The organism is Radiobacillus sp. PE A8.2 (assembly GCF_045635475.1).
Lineage (GTDB): Bacteria > Bacillota > Bacilli > Bacillales > Amphibacillaceae > JBJGXI01.
Map to the genome: position 1 here is coordinate 26857 of NZ_JBJGXI010000023.1, position 20197 is coordinate 47053.

Annotated in this window: 24 protein-coding genes and 1 pseudogene; 15 read left to right on the plus strand and 10 right to left on the minus strand. The window is 37.5% G+C overall.

The features are described 5' to 3' along the window. Window positions 1-46: 46 nt before the first annotated feature. The 3 genes and pseudogenes from ACI6MV_RS13345 (at window position 47) to ACI6MV_RS13355 (ending at window position 3349) form a co-directional block, all read left to right on the plus strand. On the plus strand, window positions 47-850 hold the full coding sequence (locus ACI6MV_RS13345) for an RDD family protein (protein ID WP_407270804.1): 804 nt from the start codon (window positions 47-49) through the stop codon (window positions 848-850). Between the two features lie 392 nt (window positions 851-1242). Next, window positions 1243-2742, plus strand: a complete 1500-nt coding sequence (locus tag ACI6MV_RS13350; protein ID WP_407270805.1) for a DUF4179 domain-containing protein — start codon at window positions 1243-1245, stop codon at window positions 2740-2742. A 417-nt stretch (window positions 2743-3159) separates the two neighbouring features. Continuing rightward, window positions 3160-3349, plus strand: a pseudogene (locus ACI6MV_RS13355) (YbxH family protein). A gap of 6 nt (window positions 3350-3355) precedes the next feature. Here ACI6MV_RS13355 and ACI6MV_RS13360 read toward each other — a convergent pair. Then, a complete protein-coding gene (locus ACI6MV_RS13360; protein ID WP_407270806.1) occupies window positions 3356-3493 on the minus strand; it encodes a hypothetical protein in 138 nt (45 codons plus the stop codon). A gap of 134 nt (window positions 3494-3627) precedes the next feature. Between ACI6MV_RS13360 and ACI6MV_RS13365 the strand changes: the two genes are divergently transcribed. The 3 genes from ACI6MV_RS13365 to ACI6MV_RS13375 all read left to right on the plus strand — a co-directional run bounded on the left by ACI6MV_RS13365 (window position 3628) and on the right by ACI6MV_RS13375 (window position 4764). Continuing rightward, window positions 3628-3765, plus strand: a complete 138-nt coding sequence (locus tag ACI6MV_RS13365; RefSeq protein WP_407270807.1) for a hypothetical protein — start codon at window positions 3628-3630, stop codon at window positions 3763-3765. A gap of 10 nt (window positions 3766-3775) precedes the next feature. Beyond that, window positions 3776-3949 carry a hypothetical protein gene (locus ACI6MV_RS13370; RefSeq protein WP_407270808.1) on the plus strand — a complete coding sequence of 58 codons (174 nt, stop codon included), beginning with the start codon at window positions 3776-3778 and terminating at the stop codon, window positions 3947-3949. Window positions 3950-4188: 239 nt separating this feature from the next. Then, the gene (locus ACI6MV_RS13375; protein ID WP_407270809.1) at window positions 4189-4764 is read left to right on the plus strand and encodes a hypothetical protein; all 576 of its coding nucleotides are present in this window, start codon (window positions 4189-4191) and stop codon (window positions 4762-4764) included. Window positions 4765-4809: 45 nt separating this feature from the next. Here ACI6MV_RS13375 and ACI6MV_RS13380 read toward each other — a convergent pair whose 3' ends face one another. The 4 genes from ACI6MV_RS13380 to ACI6MV_RS13395 form a co-directional block, all read right to left on the minus strand. Further along, window positions 4810-5553 carry a glycerophosphodiester phosphodiesterase gene (locus ACI6MV_RS13380; protein WP_407270810.1) on the minus strand — a complete coding sequence of 248 codons (744 nt, stop codon included), beginning with the start codon at window positions 5551-5553 and terminating at the stop codon, window positions 4810-4812. Window positions 5554-6318: 765 nt separating this feature from the next. After that, window positions 6319-7680: a PFL family protein gene (locus ACI6MV_RS13385; RefSeq protein ID WP_407270811.1), complete on the minus strand. Its 1362-nt coding sequence runs from the start codon at window positions 7678-7680 to the stop codon at window positions 6319-6321. Window positions 7681-7694: 14 nt separating this feature from the next. Beyond that, window positions 7695-7967, minus strand: a complete 273-nt coding sequence (locus ACI6MV_RS13390) for an ACT domain-containing protein (RefSeq protein ID WP_407270812.1) — start codon at window positions 7965-7967, stop codon at window positions 7695-7697. Window positions 7968-8419: 452 nt separating this feature from the next. Next, window positions 8420-8791: a helix-turn-helix domain-containing protein gene (locus ACI6MV_RS13395; protein WP_407270813.1), complete on the minus strand. Its 372-nt coding sequence runs from the start codon at window positions 8789-8791 to the stop codon at window positions 8420-8422. A 270-nt stretch (window positions 8792-9061) separates the two neighbouring features. Between ACI6MV_RS13395 and sda (ACI6MV_RS13400) the strand changes: the two genes are divergently transcribed. Continuing rightward, on the plus strand, window positions 9062-9190 hold the full coding sequence (sda, locus tag ACI6MV_RS13400) for a sporulation histidine kinase inhibitor Sda (RefSeq protein WP_407270814.1): 129 nt from the start codon (window positions 9062-9064) through the stop codon (window positions 9188-9190). Window positions 9191-9229: 39 nt separating this feature from the next. On the opposite strand, the gene sda (ACI6MV_RS13405) is transcribed toward sda (ACI6MV_RS13400), so the two are convergent. Beyond that, entirely contained in the window at window positions 9230-9385 is a 156-nt protein-coding gene (gene sda, locus ACI6MV_RS13405) for a sporulation histidine kinase inhibitor Sda (RefSeq protein ID WP_407270815.1), read from the minus strand. Window positions 9386-9550: 165 nt separating this feature from the next. On the opposite strand from sda (ACI6MV_RS13405), the gene ACI6MV_RS13410 reads away from it, so the two are divergent. The 3 genes from ACI6MV_RS13410 to gndA all read left to right on the plus strand — a co-directional run bounded on the left by ACI6MV_RS13410 (window position 9551) and on the right by gndA (window position 13070). Next, window positions 9551-10258: a Na-translocating system protein MpsC family protein gene (locus tag ACI6MV_RS13410; RefSeq protein ID WP_407270816.1), complete on the plus strand. Its 708-nt coding sequence runs from the start codon at window positions 9551-9553 to the stop codon at window positions 10256-10258. Window positions 10259-10655: 397 nt separating this feature from the next. Then, on the plus strand, window positions 10656-11417 hold the full coding sequence (locus ACI6MV_RS13415; protein ID WP_407270817.1) for a Cof-type HAD-IIB family hydrolase: 762 nt from the start codon (window positions 10656-10658) through the stop codon (window positions 11415-11417). A 234-nt stretch (window positions 11418-11651) separates the two neighbouring features. Beyond that, window positions 11652-13070, plus strand: coding sequence for an NADP-dependent phosphogluconate dehydrogenase (gene gndA, locus ACI6MV_RS13420; RefSeq protein WP_407270818.1), 1419 nt, complete (start codon window positions 11652-11654; stop codon window positions 13068-13070). A 508-nt stretch (window positions 13071-13578) separates the two neighbouring features. On the opposite strand, the gene zwf is transcribed toward gndA, so the two are convergent. Then, window positions 13579-15069 (minus strand): glucose-6-phosphate dehydrogenase, encoded by a 1491-nt coding sequence (zwf, locus tag ACI6MV_RS13425; RefSeq protein WP_407270819.1) that lies wholly within the window; start codon window positions 15067-15069, stop codon window positions 13579-13581. A gap of 290 nt (window positions 15070-15359) precedes the next feature. Between zwf and ACI6MV_RS13430 the strand changes: the two genes are divergently transcribed. Further along, on the plus strand, window positions 15360-16124 hold the full coding sequence (locus ACI6MV_RS13430) for a TIGR01457 family HAD-type hydrolase (RefSeq protein ID WP_407270820.1): 765 nt from the start codon (window positions 15360-15362) through the stop codon (window positions 16122-16124). A gap of 88 nt (window positions 16125-16212) precedes the next feature. After that, window positions 16213-16512, plus strand: coding sequence for a DUF5658 family protein (locus ACI6MV_RS13435; protein WP_407270821.1), 300 nt, complete (start codon window positions 16213-16215; stop codon window positions 16510-16512). Between the two features lie 21 nt (window positions 16513-16533). Here ACI6MV_RS13435 and ACI6MV_RS13440 read toward each other — a convergent pair whose 3' ends face one another. Continuing rightward, window positions 16534-16887 carry a VOC family protein gene (locus ACI6MV_RS13440; protein WP_407270822.1) on the minus strand — a complete coding sequence of 118 codons (354 nt, stop codon included), beginning with the start codon at window positions 16885-16887 and terminating at the stop codon, window positions 16534-16536. A 91-nt stretch (window positions 16888-16978) separates the two neighbouring features. Here ACI6MV_RS13440 and ACI6MV_RS13445 point away from each other — a divergent pair, with 91 nt between their 5' ends. Further along, a complete protein-coding gene (locus ACI6MV_RS13445) occupies window positions 16979-17491 on the plus strand; it encodes a GNAT family N-acetyltransferase (protein WP_407270823.1) in 513 nt (170 codons plus the stop codon). A gap of 34 nt (window positions 17492-17525) precedes the next feature. Here ACI6MV_RS13445 and mreBH read toward each other — a convergent pair whose 3' ends face one another. Both mreBH and ACI6MV_RS13455 read right to left on the minus strand, forming a co-directional pair. Further along, the gene (mreBH, locus tag ACI6MV_RS13450; RefSeq protein ID WP_407270824.1) at window positions 17526-18533 is read right to left on the minus strand and encodes a rod-share determining protein MreBH; all 1008 of its coding nucleotides are present in this window, start codon (window positions 18531-18533) and stop codon (window positions 17526-17528) included. A gap of 251 nt (window positions 18534-18784) precedes the next feature. Further along, window positions 18785-18916 (minus strand): DUF2639 domain-containing protein, encoded by a 132-nt coding sequence (locus ACI6MV_RS13455; protein ID WP_407270825.1) that lies wholly within the window; start codon window positions 18914-18916, stop codon window positions 18785-18787. A gap of 178 nt (window positions 18917-19094) precedes the next feature. Between ACI6MV_RS13455 and ACI6MV_RS13460 the strand changes: the two genes are divergently transcribed. Next, window positions 19095-19751, plus strand: a complete 657-nt coding sequence (locus tag ACI6MV_RS13460; protein WP_407270826.1) for an MOSC domain-containing protein — start codon at window positions 19095-19097, stop codon at window positions 19749-19751. Window positions 19752-19808: 57 nt separating this feature from the next. After that, window positions 19809-20162 carry a DnaJ family domain-containing protein gene (locus ACI6MV_RS13465; RefSeq protein ID WP_407270827.1) on the plus strand — a complete coding sequence of 118 codons (354 nt, stop codon included), beginning with the start codon at window positions 19809-19811 and terminating at the stop codon, window positions 20160-20162. Window positions 20163-20197: the final 35 nt, after the last annotated feature.

A 20197-nucleotide genomic window follows, 5' to 3' on the forward strand; every position in this document is an offset into this window, starting at 1 on the left:
ATGGATTCAGATCGCTAAAATTCATCTCGAAAGGTGGGAAAGCTCAATGGACCAAGAACAGTTAGATATTAAAACACCAGAATATGTGTCGCTGCGCTTTAAATCAGCAGGGTTGGGTAGTAGATCGGCGGCATTTCTCATAGACCAAGGCATTGTTATGGTTGCAAACATTCTCTTTGTCGTTGTTTTGTCTATCATTATGAGCGGGCAATGGTCACAGATTTTTTTGTATGAAATGAATTCATTTGTTATTGGAATATCAATACTCGTCTTATTTCTAATTAACTGGGGCTACTTTTTTATTTTAGAATATTTCTTCGGTGGAAAAACGATCGGGAAACGAGTAATTGGTATCCGCGTAATCCAAGATAACGGTCATAGCATCACGCTATTATCAAGCTTTATTCGCAATTTGCTGCGCATTATTGATCAATTACCTGCTAATTATTTACTAGGGATTGCACTGATTTTTTTCCATTCCAAGCACAAACGTCTTGGTGATATTGTAGCGGGAACGGTTGTGGTCCATGAAAGAAGAGCAAAACAAAAGAAGAAGCTTTCTGCACTCGCGAAAGAAATAGAGCGCCGTGGCTTATCTAAACAAGACCTGCAACTGGAAGAGTGGACGATCAATCAAATGCAACCAAAGGATTGGAAACTTATAAGAACGTATACAGACCGGCTACTCGGTTTGCCAATATTAGAGCGAAATAGAATGACAAGACAAGTAGCATCTATAATTTTTCCGAAAATCGGCCTGGATATAGCAGGGAGAAGTGTGGAAGATTTAGAAAATGTTATTTTAGTCGTTTATTTGTATCTTAAGGATGAGTATGAGTTTGAATTATAAAAAATGGCTATTTTTAAAGACTGTTGTTATAGCGGAAATGAAGTAATATCCGTCGTAACGTAATAATAAAGGTGCGTGCTTTGACACCGTTCCGTCAGAATACTTCGCTTTCCGCGGGGAGCGACGAGCCTCCTCGAACTGCGTTCTGCGGGGTCTCGTCCCTGCTCTTTTTTCCCGCAGGAGTCGAAGTATTCTGCCTCCACTGGCATAGGTTTTCTAATGGCAGGTAGTGCGTTAAAAGCAGAAGTTCCGCAGCGGTGCAAGCACTCTCCAAGTTACGACGCATATTAGATTATGAATTCTGAAAAAGCAACCAAACCATACGAAAATAATCGAGAAATGAAATTGACTCAAGTAGGTAGATTCTAAAAATTAAAAAGTAGGTGTACACGATGGATTGTCAGCAATGTAAAAGCAAAATGCAGGCCTTTTTGAACCAGCAGTTAACAGAAGAAGAAACCAAGGCGATGGAGGAGCATCTTCTTTGGTGTGAGGATTGTCGGAGGGAATTAACTGAACTTCAGGAGTCATCTAGTTTTTCTTTGATTAAACGCATATCACCCAAGGCCTGGCTGTCTATTGCTGTTTCATTCGTTATTGTTATAGGTATTTTGTTTGCTACAGGTACAGTAGGGAAAGCTGTTGACTGGTGGAACGGCATGAGTATGGCTGATCAGGAAAGCCTGGAGGAGATAAGGAAATTTGGGATTGGCAACACGTTAAACGTATCATCAGAAAGTAATGGAATAAAATTAACAGTAACCCATGCTGTTGCTGATGAAATGCAAACCTTTATTTATTATGAAATTGAAGATTTGAATGAGGACAGAAAGCTTAGGATGGATCATGCCGCCCAACCGACGATTACAACAGACAGTTCAGGTGTTCATATGAATATTGATATGCTTTCAGATATTCCAGCAGAGGAATCGAATAAATATAAAGGTCGACTTTCATTTCGTGAATTAAGTGAGGACGAAACGACACTTGAACTTAGAGTAGATAAGCTAATCGAAGTTGTTGCAGAAGGGTCCTCGAATTTTATGATTCCAAGGGATAACTATGAACTTAAACCTATTCGAGGAGAATGGAGTGTAAGCATTCCTGTGAAAAAAGAAATGGTCGTTGAAAAAGAGCTAGATGTGGAAGCTGAAATTGCAGGTTATCCGATAACATTTAGTAAGATAGTATTAGCCCCAACAGCTACATATTTGGAATATCAGATAAATACTGCAGATTTTGCTTCTCCTGATTTTTATATGATTTTTGACCAATTACAAAGTGAAGAGGCGATCTTTAAACAAGATCAATCCATTTCTCCTTATGGTAGAAATTATATAGGAGATGAACTGTATGCAGAACGGGTTGTATTTGAGTCGATGTATTATGCACCACCCGAATATTTTGAGGTGTCTGTCAACCGTATTCAAGAAACAATACCTGTCAATGACACATTTAAATTGGATCCTAAACTGGATGAGCCACAGACGTTTACTTTTCTAGGGACCGAATTAACATTAGAGAAGGACGAACAACAGCAACAGCCTGTATCGTATGTTTTAAAGCAACCATGGAGTGAAGACCGTATGTTTGAATCGTTAAATTTTACTGTGATCACGGAGCCCGAAATGCCAGAAGGTAGAATGGGTATGGGGTTTTCACAGGATGGTATGTACGTAGATGATCAGGGTAATACCTATCAACCTGAGGATTTTTACGATTATACAGAATTTCTTACTAAAAAAGTACGATTCTTTTCGACGGTGAGCGGGATCTTTCTAGAACCAACGAATGAAGATGAAATTCCTGTACCAAAAGAAATTCAAATGGAATCCTACAATAAAACGATCTTTCCAGATGATAAGATTAGGATTGAATTGGATTTAGAATAAATGGCTAGCGGGCTAGATTGTCCGCTAGCTTATTTAAAATAAAGTACGAAGAATAAATTTATCTGTTGCTGTGAAAAATAAGCCTTTTCTGCGTGACCGATGATTCGCTGACGGCCATCAGTGTGCGGTGATTGGTATATAAGAACTTTAGAGTCCGGCTGGATAATCAAAACTGTCGAAAGAGGCTCACTATCGGCAGATATCCCTTGAACGATTACTCACTTCTATAGCTTGAAAACCGCTCCGTGGTTCCCAGTGGAAAGGGACGTATTTTGCCGCGGTGATATCTCTTTACTCAAACGCCGTACTTTAATCAATTCTGCATGATAGAGCACCTAGGTTTACTCTTACAAATCTGTTTGAACTTATAACGATAACAGGGCATACTAATTCAAAATTGAAAAGGAGTTGTATTTAATGGGACCTATTCAACGAAACGATTATCGCTTTGAACCGGATTATAGTGTGATCAACCAAAATGGAGCGATTCAAGTATACAAACAAGGTTATTGAAGAAATAAAGTTTGATTTCTCAGGAAAATATCCTGAACTAAGTAAGATTGAAGATCTAGTTGAAGACTATTGTGAAATGCACCAAATTGATTAATCGAGATTATTCTCTATCTGTTGTGTTCCATGTTTTGCCTTCAACGTTATTTTCTACAATTTCTTCTTCAAAATCAGTAAGTGCTTCGTTTTCAAATCCTTTATGCTCTTTCTTTTCGTTAATATTCTTGCGGTTGTTTTCCATTCTTTATCCCTCCAGTTTTTTATGTCCTTATTTTCCCTTAGTTTCTACAGATTATGTGTGAGACATATTTTACCTATGTTAGATAGACTATTTCGTCATAAACTATTTATAAGCTTGGTAAAGGAGATGAGTTTATGCGTAAAAGAAAAAGTCAAAATCAAGCTGCATTAACGAATAATAAAACACCAAAGGAAAGCTTACCAGATGGACACCAACTATTTAATCGAAGTAATCATAACCGACCGAAAGACGGTCTAGGTTCTAAAGGATAGGATGATCATGATGAAAAACAATAAAAAGAATGAACAAACGGTTGAAATTGAACAACCTGATAGTAAAGAAATAGAGCACCATACCGTGCACCCTGGACAAGAAGAATGGAGTTTACAAAACGTTCGATTCGCCCCCGAAGAGAATAGCTTCATAAGTGGACGAGAGATGAATGGTGATGAATAATCAAATAAAGAAACAAGATAAAAAGCCCAGTCAAAAAGAACATCAATTCTCTGAGGAATTGTAAGATGGTGGAAAACGATACAGAATTATCAAACAACAAACCCAAAAAGGCTGTGGCGGTTTATAATCTAATAACAATCCCTGCGACCTAAAAAGTTGTGGGGATTGTTTTGTGAAAGTTTCTGTCGATAATCGTTAGTTACGATGTTATACTTAAGACATGAAGGAGGTGATTAAAGGTGGAGAATCAAATTTTAGAGATATTAAAGGAAATTAACGGGAAATTAGACAAGCATAGTGAGCAACTAGACGCTCATGGAGAAATATTGAAATCGCACACTGTATTGCTAAACGAACATAGTGGAATATTGAAGTCGCACACTGAATTGCTAAACGAACATAGCGGAATATTGAAAGCACATAGTAAAACACTACAAGAACATGGTGATATATTAAATTCGCACACGGAGAAGTTTACAGAACATGGAGATATTCTGAATTCGCACACGGAGAAGTTTACAGAACAAGGAGATATTCTGAATTCGCACACGGAGAAGTTTAAAGAACAAGGTGATATTCTGAATTCCCACACCGAAACTTTTAAAGAACATGGACAGATCTTATCCTCCTTGAGAACAGGTCAAGAATCCTTAAAAGCAGAGATTGATGGGATGAGAATAGAAAATGCAAAGGAATTCGGACAGATAAAAGAGCAATTATCTAACGTCGAAGCAAGTATTGATATTCTAAAGGATGAAACGTGGGACAATAAGAAAAATATATATCGTATTAAAAACACGATGGGGCTAAGTTAGCATAAATGTGAATTACTATTACTAATAGCCCCAATTCAACCTATTCTATTTAATATCCTCTTTAGAACCCAATACTTCAGCGAGACGATCTGGATAGTCGGTAATAATCCCTGCGACGCCACCTGAAATAAGTTGCTCCATTTGTATTTTATTATTTACGGTAAACGTATTATAAATAATCCCATAGTTTCTAGCCTCTGCAACTAGCTCTGGTTGGGTGGCATATGTAATTGCATGCAATGCTGTGGCTCCAAGCTGCTTGGCATAATTCCATGGTTGATAAAGTCCCTCCATAAACAGTACACCAGTTGTTATTTCAGGAGCAATCTCTTTTACTTTTACAAGTGAATAATGGTTAAAGCTTGATAGGATAACACGATCTGTTATCCCATAAGTACGAATGAGTTCAATTACTTTTTCCTCTAGAGTTGGATAAAATAATATCCCATTTTTTAATTCAATGTTGATCGTTACATTTGTATCTTTCACGAGTTCTAATAATTCGGCTAACTTAGGAATCCGTACTGTTGAAAAATCTTGATGAAACCAAGATCCCGCATCCGCATCTTTTATTAGATCATAGGAAATATCCTTCACTAACGAGTTTATACCAGTAGTTCGTTGTAATGATTCGTCATGGATGAGGACGAGCTCTCCGTCACGTGTCATTTGAACGTCTGTTTCAATACCAGTGGCACCTAATTCTATTGCTTTTTCAAAAGCAATCAACGTATTTTCTGGATAGTAGGCAGATGCACCTCTATGTGCATAATTAATAATGTTTGGCACGTAACGTCCCCCTTAAATTAAATCTGTTTTTTTCAGCATAACAGAAAATGAACAATCGAGAGTTAAAATAGTGTAAAATTTCGTCTTTCATAATGCTCTTTTCGTAAAGTCTGTGGCTTTTTTAACTTCATGATTGAAGTGAAATTGATGCCATGTGGCGACAAATGAAAGACAAGTAAGGTGGTTCATGGCGGGCACTAGCGCCCTTATTTGGGACAAAAAGGGCGTCATTTGAATTGTGCGGCCACCAGCGTGCTTATTTAACCAAAAGGCACATGAATAAAATCTATTCTTAGTAGTTAAGGGCTCTCATGTCCGTTAAATCATCAAATCTGTAATTTTAAGCAAAATAAGCGCCCTGGTGTCCGCTTAAATCCTTTTATGTACTCGACGACCTTCATACCACATTGTGACGGAAAGGGCGTACTATGATGGGCGCTTTGATTGAGTAGATGTTGCACTTGTGCTTTTGGGTGGAAGCACTATCCCAAGGTTACGTGGCATAAAAGTTATTTTACGTAATAAAATGAATTCTGATTTATAAGTTCAAAAGTATCTATTCATGCATCTTTTTTGGCAACCTCTAATGTCTTTATCCATTTCCTCCTTTTTCCATATGTTATCATATAGTTATTTCAAGCAACCCAAAATGATCTTAAGATGTATTTATACTAAGCCCTAAGACATAGGGTAATAAAAAAGGTACATGAACAAAAGTTCATGTACCTTAGCTAATATTATAATGACACAGCCTTCACGAAGTATTTAGTTTGTTAATGCTTGAATAGGTGCGGGGATCCGACCGCCGCGTCTTATAAATTTATCCGAGTTGTATGGGTTCACGCCCATAACAGGAGCTCGACCGAGCAGCCCGCCGAACTCAACAATATCACCTTCAGCTTTACCTGGTACAGGGATGACGCGAACGGCGGTCGTTTTTTTGTTGATCATACCTATAGCTGCCTCGTCAGCAATGATTGCTGCTAACGTTTCGGCAGAAACATTCCCGGTCAAAGCAATCATATCGAGTCCAACAGAACATACACAAGTCATTGCTTTTAGCTTCGATAACGTTAGTGCATTATCCTCAATACCACGGATCATGCCATTGTCTTCGCTAACAGGAATAAAGGCACCGCTAAGGCCACCAACATAGGAGCTTGCCATCGCTCCACCTTTTTTAACTGCATCATTCATAAGTGCCAGGGCGGCAATCGTACCATGTGTGCCAATGCGCTCTAAGCCAATTTCTTCAAGGATTTCTGCGACACTATCGTTCATGGCGTTCGTTGGTGCAAGGGATAAGTCCATAATTCCAAATGGTATGGCTAAGCGTTCAGCAACGACACGTCCAATCAGCTCACCAGCGCGGGTAATTTTAAAAGCTGTTTTTTTAATGATATCTGCAACTTGACCTAAGTCAGCATCGGGATAGCGTTTGAGTGCGTTTAATACTACGCCAGGTCCGCTTACACCAACGCTAATAACTGCTTCGCCTTCACCAGCTCCATGAAAGGCACCAGCCATAAATGGATTATCTTCGACTGGATTGCAAAATACCACCAGTTTCGCACAAGCTATACCGTTGTTGTCTTTTGTTAGTTGTGCCGCATTTTTAATTATTTTACCCATTAGATGTACTGCATCCATATTAATACCAGTTCTTGTTGTTGCGATTGACACGGATGAACAGACCCTTTCTGTTGAAGCCAATGCTTTTGGCAATGCCTCCAGTAAGGTTTGTTCTCCTTTATTAATTCCTTTATGTACAAGTGCAGAATAACCACCTATAAAATCAACACCAAGCTTTTGAGCTGCTTTATCTAACGTTTTAGCTAGTTGAATTGCTTGACTAGTAGTTGCATGTCCTAATAAGTCGGCGATTGGCGACACGGCTATCCGCTTATTAATAATAGGTATTCCATATTCTCGTTCAACTTGCTCTGCGACTGTCTTTAAATCACGGGCATAGGTTGTGATTTTGTTATACACAGCTTTATTTAATAACTCAAAATCGGCATTAGCGCAGTCGCTAAGACTAATTCCCATTGTCACAGTTCGAATGTCTAAGCTTTCCATTTGTACCATGCGAATCGTTTCTTGAACTTCTGTAAAAGCAATTCCCATCCATATCCCTCCTATTAAACCCGGTGCATTGCTTGGAATATATCCTCTAATTGGATACTTATTTTCAAATGCATGTTCTCTTCGATTGGTGCGAATTTTTGTTGTAACGGCTCCAAATTGGTGGCATCATCCACTTCAATAACCATGATCATCGTAAAGAAATCTTGTAAAATTGTTTGACTGATGTCGAGAATGTTTATGTTGTTGTCTGCAAGAACAGTTGTGACGCTTGCAATAATCCCAATTTGATCTTTACCAATTACACTAACAACTGCGCGTTTTTTCATGTTCATCACCTCACGTTCTTAGAAATGAAAAAGATTGGAAGCATGGCATCCAATCTAGGTAGTATGTAAAACATCTGTGTGGTTGCCTATGATTGTATTGTGAAGATCGGTGCTACTTATTACAGTCTATAGAAGCTATACTGGAAATAGTATTACCGATAACAATCAAAGCATCCATTTTAATAAGGTGAGTTTATCAGCTCTACTGACTAACGTCAATAGAATTTCACTTTGTAATTAGCAATAGCCTTAACTGGATTTGGTACGCTTTACGATTGAGATGGAAATTATCAGATTCTGATCTGCACGGATTGTAAAGCGGAGTGAGATATTAATTTTCATTAAAGAGACATATGTAATCTAAATGGATTGTTAACTGTCGAATTAATAGTGATAATGGTCTTCAAATACAACAAATAGAGCAACTGATCCTTGCAAAGTCCATTCATGTATCATTCCGGAGTTGTTTTTTTCTTTAACGTAGTTTGTTTATTCCAATCTATTAAAATATTCATAATCATAAATAGGTTAGAACGATCCTCTTCCTCTATGTTTTCGAGTTCACTTAGCAGTTGGCTCATTGTTTCTTGTTTTTTATCAGAAAAGATAGAAAAGCGAAATAGTTCCTCTAGTGATATATCAAGTGCTCTTGCTACCTTATTGATGGAATCTAACGTGGCATTTTTTTCTCCACGTTCCAATTGACCAATATATGTCGAATGTAAGCAAGCCATATGTGCAAGCTCTTCTTGGGTTATTCCTTTTGCTTTTCTTAGTTTTCGAATTCGTTCACCTAGTACTTTTGCTATTTCGTGTTTGGGCATTTCATTTTCACCTCTGACTTAATAAATATACCTTGAATCAAGAAACATTCGAAGATACAATAAATATTAATTGATTATAATTGAAATACTATAAATATTAATGTTATATTTAACTAGTAAGTCTTTTATATGTAAGCGTTAATTATAAAATTACTTTATTTCGAAATGGACTGCAATAGTAGCCCATTGAATGTTTGATTTAAATGACATCCCTCTCAAAAGCTAGGGTGCCATTTTCATTTATAATTAAGTAAGAAAAGGGTGATAACTATGTTTGATAGTCTATCAGATGCAAATTTAATCGACGCCTATGAACAGGCTGTACATTTAGGACTTGATCATGATTTTATTATTTTGTTAGAAAAAGAAATAGCTGACCGTGGACTAAAAGTGATTTAGTAAAAGGTTGCGAAGTTAAGTGAAACGTCTGTTGTGTTACTAGTACCCTATATTATTACCTTCCAAAACCTCGTAAACATCTATTTTCCTCTCAATAATCTCATTCTCAAGTAAATCGATTACATCTTTATTGTATTCCAATGTTATAGCTTTAACAAACACTTCCACCAACAATTCATCGTTAATAAATTTCATAAAAGTATTCTCCTCTAAGTGAATGGCATTCTTACCTTTCACCTATATACAGTATATTGAAACAATCTGTATTTGAACAAGTGAAAAATATTACCAATAATTTCCCGAAACATGTAAAGACTAGATAAAAGGATACAAAATTTAATTTTTAGATAGGTGGAAAAAATGGAGGAGCTGAAAGATAAAACAGCAGCATTAAGTAATTTTCTAAGCAAGTTATTGCGGGATAATTTTGGCAAAGGGCCAGAAGGTGTATATGTGTCAATTGCAAATAAGTATATTACCTTTCATGTGCGAAAGTTCATGTCTCCAACTGAAAAGATACTATTAAGAAAACGGCAGGATAGCTTATTACAAGAAACACGAGATTTAGTAATGCAGGATTTAATTCCGGAAATCAAAGCGAATATCCTTCATATGTGTAAGATGGAGGTGCAAGAATTTTACTATGACTGGGACTTACATAATAAATCAGCTATATTTGTTGCAGTCACAAGTGAAGAAACAAAAAGTGACTATCCAGTAACACAACACTATCCCGGTAAAATGAATCTTGAAAAAGAAGTAGTTCATATTAGTCGTACGGTTCAAAAGACTCCCGACTATATTGAATCCTTTTTCCTCAATTCTAGAACGTTATTGGTAATCAGGCAAGGGATTTTAGTTAGTATTGAGAAGGAATTAATTCGGGATGGTCTACAGGAGAAACTGAAGCTTACTAAGCGTAAAATGGAAAAAACACACTTTCACAGTAACAGTCATTTTGAGGAGAATCTAGGTACAAGTGTGCATGATATATTTGTCGATTGGGATTTCGACAGGGATAAAAGTCTAATAGTGTTTATTACAAATCCCTTATCAGTTAATGAATGAAAAAGGGAGTATCCGAATTGGATACTCCCTTGGTAACTTGTATATAAAAAGTAAGTTCATGTACGTATATTTTTTTTAATTAATATTGCCGCGGTACTTCTACCTTAATCTTTTTACTAGCCTAAACGACGTAAGCCCTACCTCTCTTACATCCTTACGACTCCGAAGCCGATCCAGTGTGATTAAGCGAATTCTTTTTAACAAAAGCAGAATCCAACATTTTTATCACTCTTTTATAGTCAAATTACCTTATAATGCGAAGGCAATTACTAACTATATCAGAAAAGTATAGTGAAGTCAATAGATGAAGATGATTACTGGTCTATGTTCCGACTTGTTGGTAAGATAATGTTGGTAAATAGGAACGGTGTACCCGTGAAAAAAGGAGATGGATGAGATGACAACTATGTCAGATAAAAAAGATATTCGGCTAATTGCGCTTGATATGGATGGGACATTGCTTAATGAGGGCAATCAGATATCTCAGGCTAACTATAATGCAATTCAAAAAGCGCGTGAGCAAGGTGTCGAAGTGATCTTATGTACAGGACGGCATTACATTACGACACATGAATTTGCTAAAGAACTTGGTCTCACTTCATATTTTGTTACTGCTAATGGAAGTGAAATATGGACGGCTGCTGGAGAACTGGTAGATCGTCAAGTGATAGACGTCGCTATTATTGAAGCATTGGTTGAGTTACATAAAAAATATCAAACATATGCTTGGATGGCATCAACGAAAGAGGTTTTCAGAGGGGAAGCACCTGTAAATATAGCCGATTATCAATGGTTAAAATTTGGCTTTGATACAACTGATAATAGCATAAAACAAAAAATAATTGAGGAGCTTGCAGCAGACAATCGAATTGAGTTAAGTAATTCGAGTTTGACGAATGTCGAAGTGAACGCAGTGGGAATAAATAAAGCTATGGCGATTGAAAAAGTGTGCGAGCACTTAAATATAACAATGGACCATGTGATGACGATGGGAGATAGCTTAAATGATATTCGCATGATTGAAGAAGCGGGTCTTGGTATTGCGATGGGGAATGCCCAAGAACAAGTAAAGCGAGCGGCTGATTGGGTGACAACAAGTAATGAAGAAGATGGTGTAGCCAACGCGATTAACCACTGGATTCTTGATCCTAACAACTAATTAATGGACATACAACACCAACAGATTGTGAATGTAACACTTGCAGTAATTCTATAGTTATACTAAGTTTATAGAAGAGGATATTCGACTCTCTGCTTTATAAAGGCTAAGTTTGTCATAATGTTCAAATAATTGTAAGAAATGAATGCAATAACCTATGCATTTAGTTGCGACATTTTCCTACAAAGCGTTATGATGGATAGGAGAGATTTGAAACATAAGGAGCGAATGATGATGTCAAAACAGCAAATAGGTGTTATTGGATTAGCCGTTATGGGTAAAAACCTTGCGCTAAACATTGAAAGTAGAGGTTATTCTGTTTCTGTGTATAATCGTTCACCAGAAAAAACAGAGGATTTTTTGAAAGAAGAAGCAAAAGATAAAAATTTTGCAGGTACATACAGCATTGAAGAATTTGTAGCATCACTAGAAAAACCGCGTAAAATTCTTCTTATGGTTAAAGCGGGTAATCCGACAGATGCCACAATTGAGCAATTAAAACCATTCTTGGAAAAAGGCGATATTCTTATTGATGGAGGTAACACCTTCTACGAAGATACAATTCGTCGTAACAAAGAATTAGAAGAAACTGGTATCCATTTTATTGGTACAGGTGTTTCTGGTGGAGAAGAAGGTGCGTTAAAAGGACCTTCAATTATGCCGGGCGGACAAAAAGAAGCGTACGACCTTGTAGAACCTATTTTAACAGCTATTGCTGCACAGGTTGATGGAGAGGCTTGTACAACATACATCGGACCTAATGGAGCAGGCCACTATGTGAAAATGGTGCACAATGGTATTGAGTATGGCGATATGCAATTAATTTGTGAAGCCTACTTTATTCTTAAGCACGTCCTAGGATTGGATGCAGATGAGCTTCATGAAGTATTTGCCGAATGGGATAAAGGTGAACTGGACAGCTATCTAATTGAAATCACCGCAGATATTTTTACGAAGAAAGATGATGAAACAGGTAAGCCAATGGTTGATGTGATTCTGGATACTGCTGGTCAAAAAGGAACAGGAAAATGGACGAGCCAAAGTGCCCTAGACTTAGGTGTTCCACTGCCAATCATTACAGAATCTGTTTTTGCTCGATTCATTTCAGCGATGAAAGAAGAACGTGTCAAAGCTAGCCAAATCTTACACGGTCCAGAAGCAGGAAAAACAGCATATCAAGGCGATAAAGCAGAACTAGTTGAGGCTATCCGTAAAGCGTTGTACATGAGTAAAATTTGCTCATATGCACAAGGGTTTGCCCAAATGCGTGCTGCATCTGAAGAAAATGATTGGAATTTACGCTATGGGGATATTTCCATGATCTTCCGTGGAGGCTGTATCATCCGTGCACAGTTCTTGCAAAAAATTAAAGAAGCATATGATCGTGACTCAGAACTAGCGAACTTGTTATTAGATCCATATTTCCAAGAAATCGTAGAAAGCTACCAAGCATCATTACGTAAAGTGCTTGCAGTTGCAATTGAACGTGGTATTCCTGTACCAGCATTCTCAAGTGCTTTAGCATACTATGACAGCTATCGTACAGAGACACTACCTGCAAACCTGCTACAAGCACAACGTGATTACTTTGGTGCCCATACGTACCAACGTGTTGATAAAGAAGGTATATTCCATACAGAATGGATGAAATAAGAAAAATGGCCCCGCTCAGATTGAGCAGGGCCATTTTTCTTAAAATAAGGCTGTTTTCTAATAGATTGTTGTTAATGCGCAAAATATCCTAGAACGCGATGTAACCTTGTGATAGTGCTTCCACTCAAAAGTACAAGTGCACCATTCATAGTACGCCTTTTCCGGAACGTGTGGTACGAAGGTCTGTGGTCGGCCCCGGAAAGGTCTGCTAAGCGGACACCAGGGCGCTTATTTCGCCTGAAATCACAGATTTGGTGATTTAGCGGACATGAGAGCCCTTATCTACTAAGAATAGATTCTATTCATGTGCCTTTTGGTTAAATAAGGGCTCTGGTGGCCGCACAATTCAAATGATGCCCTTTTTGTCACACATAAGCGCTCTAGTGGCCGCCAAACCACCGAACTTGTCTATCAAGCTTTATCGCCACTTTGCATCTAGCACTACGTCGCATTTCACTTCAAATATGACATAAAAAGCAACAAACTCTATGAAAAGAGCCTAAAATAATTAATCTAGGCGGTTGGAGACGTTCCACCAATGGTATCCATCCTCTTTCAGCATGTCGTCAGATGCTTTAGGTCCCATTGTTCCAGACTCATAATTAGGAAAATCATTCGCTTTACTGTTTTCCCATGCTTGTGAAATAATATCAACAAATTTCCAAGAAAGGGCTACCTCATCCCAGTGTGTGAAGTTTGTTGAATCACCACGCATACAGTCATGTAAAAGTACCTCATAGGCTTCAGGTGTATTCATTTTGTCTTTGCTACTATTGTTGTAGTTCATGGCAATTGGCATCGAAACTGTACCATGATCTCCCTTTTTCGCATTCAAATATAAGCGCAGTCCCTCGTCAGGCTGGATGTGAATAACTAATAAGTTCGGGTGGACGTTAGATGCCTTGTCGTAATATAGATTCATTGGCAGGTCCTTAAACTGAATCACAATTTCAGTAGATTTTTGTTTCATTCTTTTTCCTGTACGGATATAGAATGGCACACCCTTCCAACGGAAATTATCGATTAATAGCTTCCCTGCTACATATGTTTCTGTATTTGACTCAGGATCGACACCATTTGCTTCGCGGTAAGCACTTAGTTCCTCACCACTTACATTTCCTTGACCGTATTGACCGCGTACGAAATAGTTATTTACATCCTCGACTTCAATAGGTCGTAAAGCACGAAGCACCTTCACTTTTTCACTACGAATTTCTTCAGGTGTTAGTTTAATTGGTGGTTCCATTGCTAAAAGTGCCATCATTTGTAAAATATGGTTTTGCACCATATCGCGTAACGCACCAGAGGATTCATAATATCTGCCACGATCTTCTACACCTAGTGTTTCACTTGAAGTGATTTGAATGTTGGAAATGTATTGATTGTTCCAAAGTGGTTCAAACATTGCATTCGCAAATCGTATAACTTCTATGTTTTGGACCATCTCTTTACCTAAATAATGATCTATACGATAAATCTGGTCTTCAGTAAAGGCTTGGCGAATTTGTTCGTTTAATTCTTTTGCAGATGGATAATTATGGCCAAATGGTTTTTCAATAACCAAACGAGACCAACCCTCCGTAGATGTTAGTCCTTGCGATTTTAAATTTTCAGCAATTGTACCAAAGAAATTAGGTGCCATTGCTAAGTAGAAGATTCGGTTACCTTCCGTATGATATTCACCATCGAGGTCATTTAATAATGTATGTAGTTCTTGATAAGATTCGATATTCGTTACATCAAACGGATGATAATGGAAGTGAGATGAAAAAGCATCGTGATCAATGTTATCATTTTTAAATGATGCAATCGATTCTTTGACATTATCTCGCAAAACAGCATTTGTCCACGGTCTTCTTGCTACACCAACTACCGCAAAGTTATCGGAAAGCTTACCACTTCGATATAATCGATAAATGGATGGATACAATTTGCGTTTTGCCAAATCACCGGTTGCTCCAAAAATGACGATAATCGATTTTGGCTTATTTGTTTTCATGATTTAAGATACCTCTCTTTGCATTAATAATTTAATTAAATAATGACGATATTTATTTTTATAATATTTTGATTACTTCTGATTCTCATACTACTAATAATAGCATGATACCGATTCGAATAGAAAACTTTTGATTGTCTAAGAAGTGAATCTTTAAGGAAAATTCTTTTCTTTGAATTGTGTAAATACTATACTAACACTTGTACATGAAATAACAAACAAATTTGAAATTTCAAAAGTATAAACTTAGAAATGGGTTTGGACATAGTTATTTAGAAAGGAGTAATTTTATGAAAGCCTATAATGGGTACTTAATTGATTTGGACGGGACTGTTTATCGAGGTACGGAGGTTATTCCAGAAGCGGTGAAGTTTATCAATGAATTGGAGAAGAGAAGTATTCCTTATTTGTTTTTAACAAATAATTCAACAAAACCCCCACGTAAAGTTGCGGATACTTTAATCAGCATGGGAATACCAGCAACGACGGAACATGTATTTACGACAAGTATGGCGACAGCGGCTTACGTATCAGAACAGCATCCTGGAGCACGCGTTTACTCTATTGGTGAGGAAGGGTTACTTGCTGCACTAGAAGAACAAGGACTAGAAATTGTTGAAGACAATGCTGATTTTGTTGTGATGGGTCTGGATAGAACAATTACATATGAGAAGTTGACCAGAGGCGCTTTGAATATTCGCAAAGGAGCAAGGTTTATTGCAACCAATGGCGACGTTGCATTACCTACAGAACGCGGATTTCTGCCGGGAGCTGGTTCATTAGTTTCTGTTTTAGCTGTTACTACAGGAATAACACCAACTTTCATTGGCAAACCAGAATCGATTATTGTCGAGCAGGCACTTGAAGTATTAGGGACTTCCAAACAAGAGACAATTATGGTTGGTGACAACTACGACACTGATATTTTGGCGGGAATCCGTGCAGGTATCGACTCATTACTCGTCTATACCGGAGTTACTACAAAGGAACATATGCAAGCAATCCCACAGAAATCAACCTATATGTTGCAATCGCTAAGTGAGTGGAATTTTTAATAATAATTAAGAAAATAGACTGAATCCACCAGTCTATTTTCTTATGATATGGACATAACTGGTAAAAAAGTAAATTTGGTGATTAATCATGATGAAACTTTTATTCCTAATATTGTCTATATTAAATGCATTTGACGGGCTCATAACTTATTATGGATTAGAACACTCATTCATTGCCGAAGCAAATCCGCTTATGGCATTGGTCTATAACATTAGTCCAAACTTATTTCTAGTTAGTAAATTGATCCTTTCCGTTATGCTCATCACACTTGCAATCAAAAACATGCTCCCTAAAACAAGAGTATTACATGGATTACTAGCAGCTGCCCTTGTTGTCTACAGTTACACCTGCTTCTTACATGGCGTATGGATGTATCAAGTAATTTAGGAGTTTGGGATCAGGTAAGTATTAAAATGAGCAAACCCCTAACGTGTTGCCATCTAAGTCTTCAAATTCAAAAAAGGTTACTTCGCCATCTTGTTCAATCGAACGAATGACATTGGTTGTTGTTTGTAATTTTTGATGTGCTTTATGTATATCTGCAGTATAAAAGTTAAATAAAGGATGTTTTACTTGGGTTGTTGTCACTTCATCCGTTTGAATTAAGGTTAGTGGAGTTTCAGCTACGTTTAGTGCAGCGATTTGGTTATCGATCTTAAAACGTACAGTTAACTCAAATGTATCTACATACCAATTAACTGCTTTCTCTAAATCATGTACTTGAACAAATACAGTATCAATCCTATCAAATAGTTTAGCCATCCTAGTTAGGCCTCCTTTTTGTAATGAGTCTATTTTTACATAAGGTCGGGTAAATTACTAGCTTAAAAAAATAGTCAAGGTGGGAGAAGTGATGGATTATATTATTACAACCGATCGCTTAAATATGCGATTGATGCTTGAGTCAGATCAAGCTTACTTATCGAAGATTTTTTCTGATCCAGTTGCGATGACCTATTATCCTTCTACGAAAACACAAGAAGAAGTTATACGTTGGATAAACTGGACGCTCAATAATTACCGAAAGTTCGGTGTTGGTCTTTGGATTGTGGAAGACAAACAAACGGGTGCATTTCTCGGACAATGTGGCATCGTTCCACAAAAAGTTGATGGACAGGTGCAAATGGAGATTGGTTATTTATTTACACGTCAAGTATGGGGAAAGGGATATGCAACAGAAGCAGCGTTAGGCTGTAAGCGGTATGGTTTTGAACAGTTGAATGTGCCGCAACTTATTTCCTTAATTGACCCTGACAATCATGCTTCAATTAGGGTCGCGGAGAAAATTGGTATGGCTCAAGAGAAAACAATCTCGAAATGGGATAAGCAGTTATATTTATATAAAGTAGTCAATCAGTTTACATAACAAAACCCGATCAGGTGTGATCGGGTTTTATCTATTATTGTGTAGCCTTTTGCAGTTTGTTTATCATTTTTATCGACTTTCCTGTTCCGATCGCTACACATTCCAAGGGGTTTGGAGCGATATGAACTGGCACATGAAGTTCTGTTTTTAGCCATTGTTCCATCCCTTTTAACAAAGCTCCACCACCTGCAAGCGTAATCCCGTGGTCAACAATATCTCCACTTAACTCAGGTGGACAATGTTCTAATGTTAAACGAATCGTATCAAGAATAGAAACTAATGATTCTTTAATTGCTTCTTGAACTTGCTGTGACGTAACAGTAATCGTCTTCGGTAAGCCAGTTACCAAATCTCTACCGCGAATATCCATTGACACTTCTTCATGTTCAATTAGGGCATAACCAATCTCCATTTTAAGTGATTCAGCAGTACGTTCACCGATTAGGATATTGTAATGTTTGCGGATATATTGAATAATATCTTCATCCATTTTGTCTCCACCAGTACGCACGGAGCGGCAGGATACGACACCGCCGAACGAGATGATACCTACTTCACTTGTTCCACCACCAATGTCAACGATCACATTAGCGATCGGTTCTTCTACAGGAAGATCAGCACCAATTGCTGCAGCGACAGGTTCTTCAATTAAGTGGACTGTTTTTGCGCCATAGCCTTTAACTGCATTAATGATCGCACGACGCTCGACTGAAGTAGCACCTGATGGGGCACATACAACAACAGTAGGTTTACGCATGGATAAGCCTATTGTTTTTGACACCTTTTTTAACACTTCTTTTAGTAGTTGAGCAGTTACATCATAGTCCGCGATAACGCCATCCTTTAGCGGACGGATCGGTACAATGTTCTTCGGCGTTTTTCCGACCATTTCTTTCGCTTCTGTACCAACAGCGACAACTTGATTCGTGCGGATATCAATTGCAACGACAGACGGCTCATTAAATACGATACCTTTTGATTTAGAATATACGAGAATATTAGCAGTACCTAAATCTATTCCAATTTCAGCATTTGAAAACATATATGTTCCTCCAGTGATGTCAAATTCCTTATGATGTCTAGTTTGCCCAATTGAACAATGAAAGAAATCATAAATTAACAAATTTTAAATAATATTTATGACATTGAGTTATTAGTACTTGTACAAATTTATATCATACTATAAGGCGCACAACCAAATTCTTTAGATTAAAAGGAAAACTTGGCTTTCACCAGTAGACCAGGCAAAAGCCAAGTTGTTTGCGACATAAGAGACTTGATTACTTACTGTAATTAAGTCTGATTCTCTTCTAATAGGTTTGCAAGAACGTGTATTTTATATTTTTCAATCTTACGTCCTCCGAAGCGGCGAATCCAGGTATGTTTTAGTTGCTCTACATACCAGCCTTTGCTATCTACGTGCATTCCTATTCATCCTCACTCCAAGAATTAGAGATACTCAGCAAGTATTTTAACACGAAACATGCAGTTATTAAATGACAGATAGATTAAATTTTTGTTTCATTCATGTCTTTATTATATATAATTAAGAAGTAATTAGTGTTTCATGTAATTTCTGCTAATACTACTGGAGGTCTAAAAAGTGGGATATGAAATAAAATCATTAAACATCGGTGAACCAAAAATATATCAGCATAATGGCAAGGAATTACACACGGCATTTGTAAAGCATCCTGTCAATGAAACGCTATGGCTATCGAAAATCGGCTTAGCTGGCGATGGACAAGCAGATATGAAAAATCACGGCGGAGAAGATAAGGCATTACTACTCTATCCTTATGAGCATTATGCATATTGGCAGCATCGTTACGAGAAAACTTTCACAATCCCTGCTTTTGGGGAGAATGTCACAATCGAAGGCATAACGGAAGACAATTTATATATTGGAGATGTCTATCGTTTAGGTGAGGCGCTTATCCAAGTTTCACAGCCTCGTAATCCGTGTTATAAAATCGCGGCAATTAATGAGCTGAAGGATATTACAGCAGTAGTAACAGAAACAGGTTATAATGGCGTTTATTTTCGCGTGCTACAGGAAGGTAATGTCAATCCAGATGATAAATTAACGCTCGTAAAAACAAATACAAGTCAAATAAGTGCTGCCTACATTAGCAAGATCCTGCATCATGACAAACAAAATCGAAAAGGGATCGAAACGATATTGCAGGTCAATGAAATCGCAGTATCATTACGGAATTCTTTGGAAAAAAGGTTAGCAAAACTAAAAGACTTAACTTAACATGCTTAAAGATAACTAACAATAGAAAGGATGATGGTCGTGGATTATGTTAGCACGATGGCAGAGGAAAAAATCAAGGAAGCAATTAGAGATGGGCAATTGGATCACTTACCTGGCAAGGGCAAGCCGCTTCAACTAGAAGATTTGTCAGCTATTCCTGAAGACATGCGCACGAGCTACCATATGATGAAAAACTCCGGCTATCTTCCAGAAGAAGTGCGTCTCAACAAAGAGCTTGTCTCCTTACGAGATTTAATTGCGGCATGTGAGGATGGGGGTGAGCGAGAAAATTATAAAAAGAAATTAACGGAAAAAGAGCTACACTATAAATTACTGATGGAAAAAAGAAAACTAACTACAGGTACAGGCAGAAAGTATAGAAGTAAAATTAATCAGCGTTTTGGTTTATAGTCTGTAATATCGGTTTACATCAAAGGAGAGAGTAT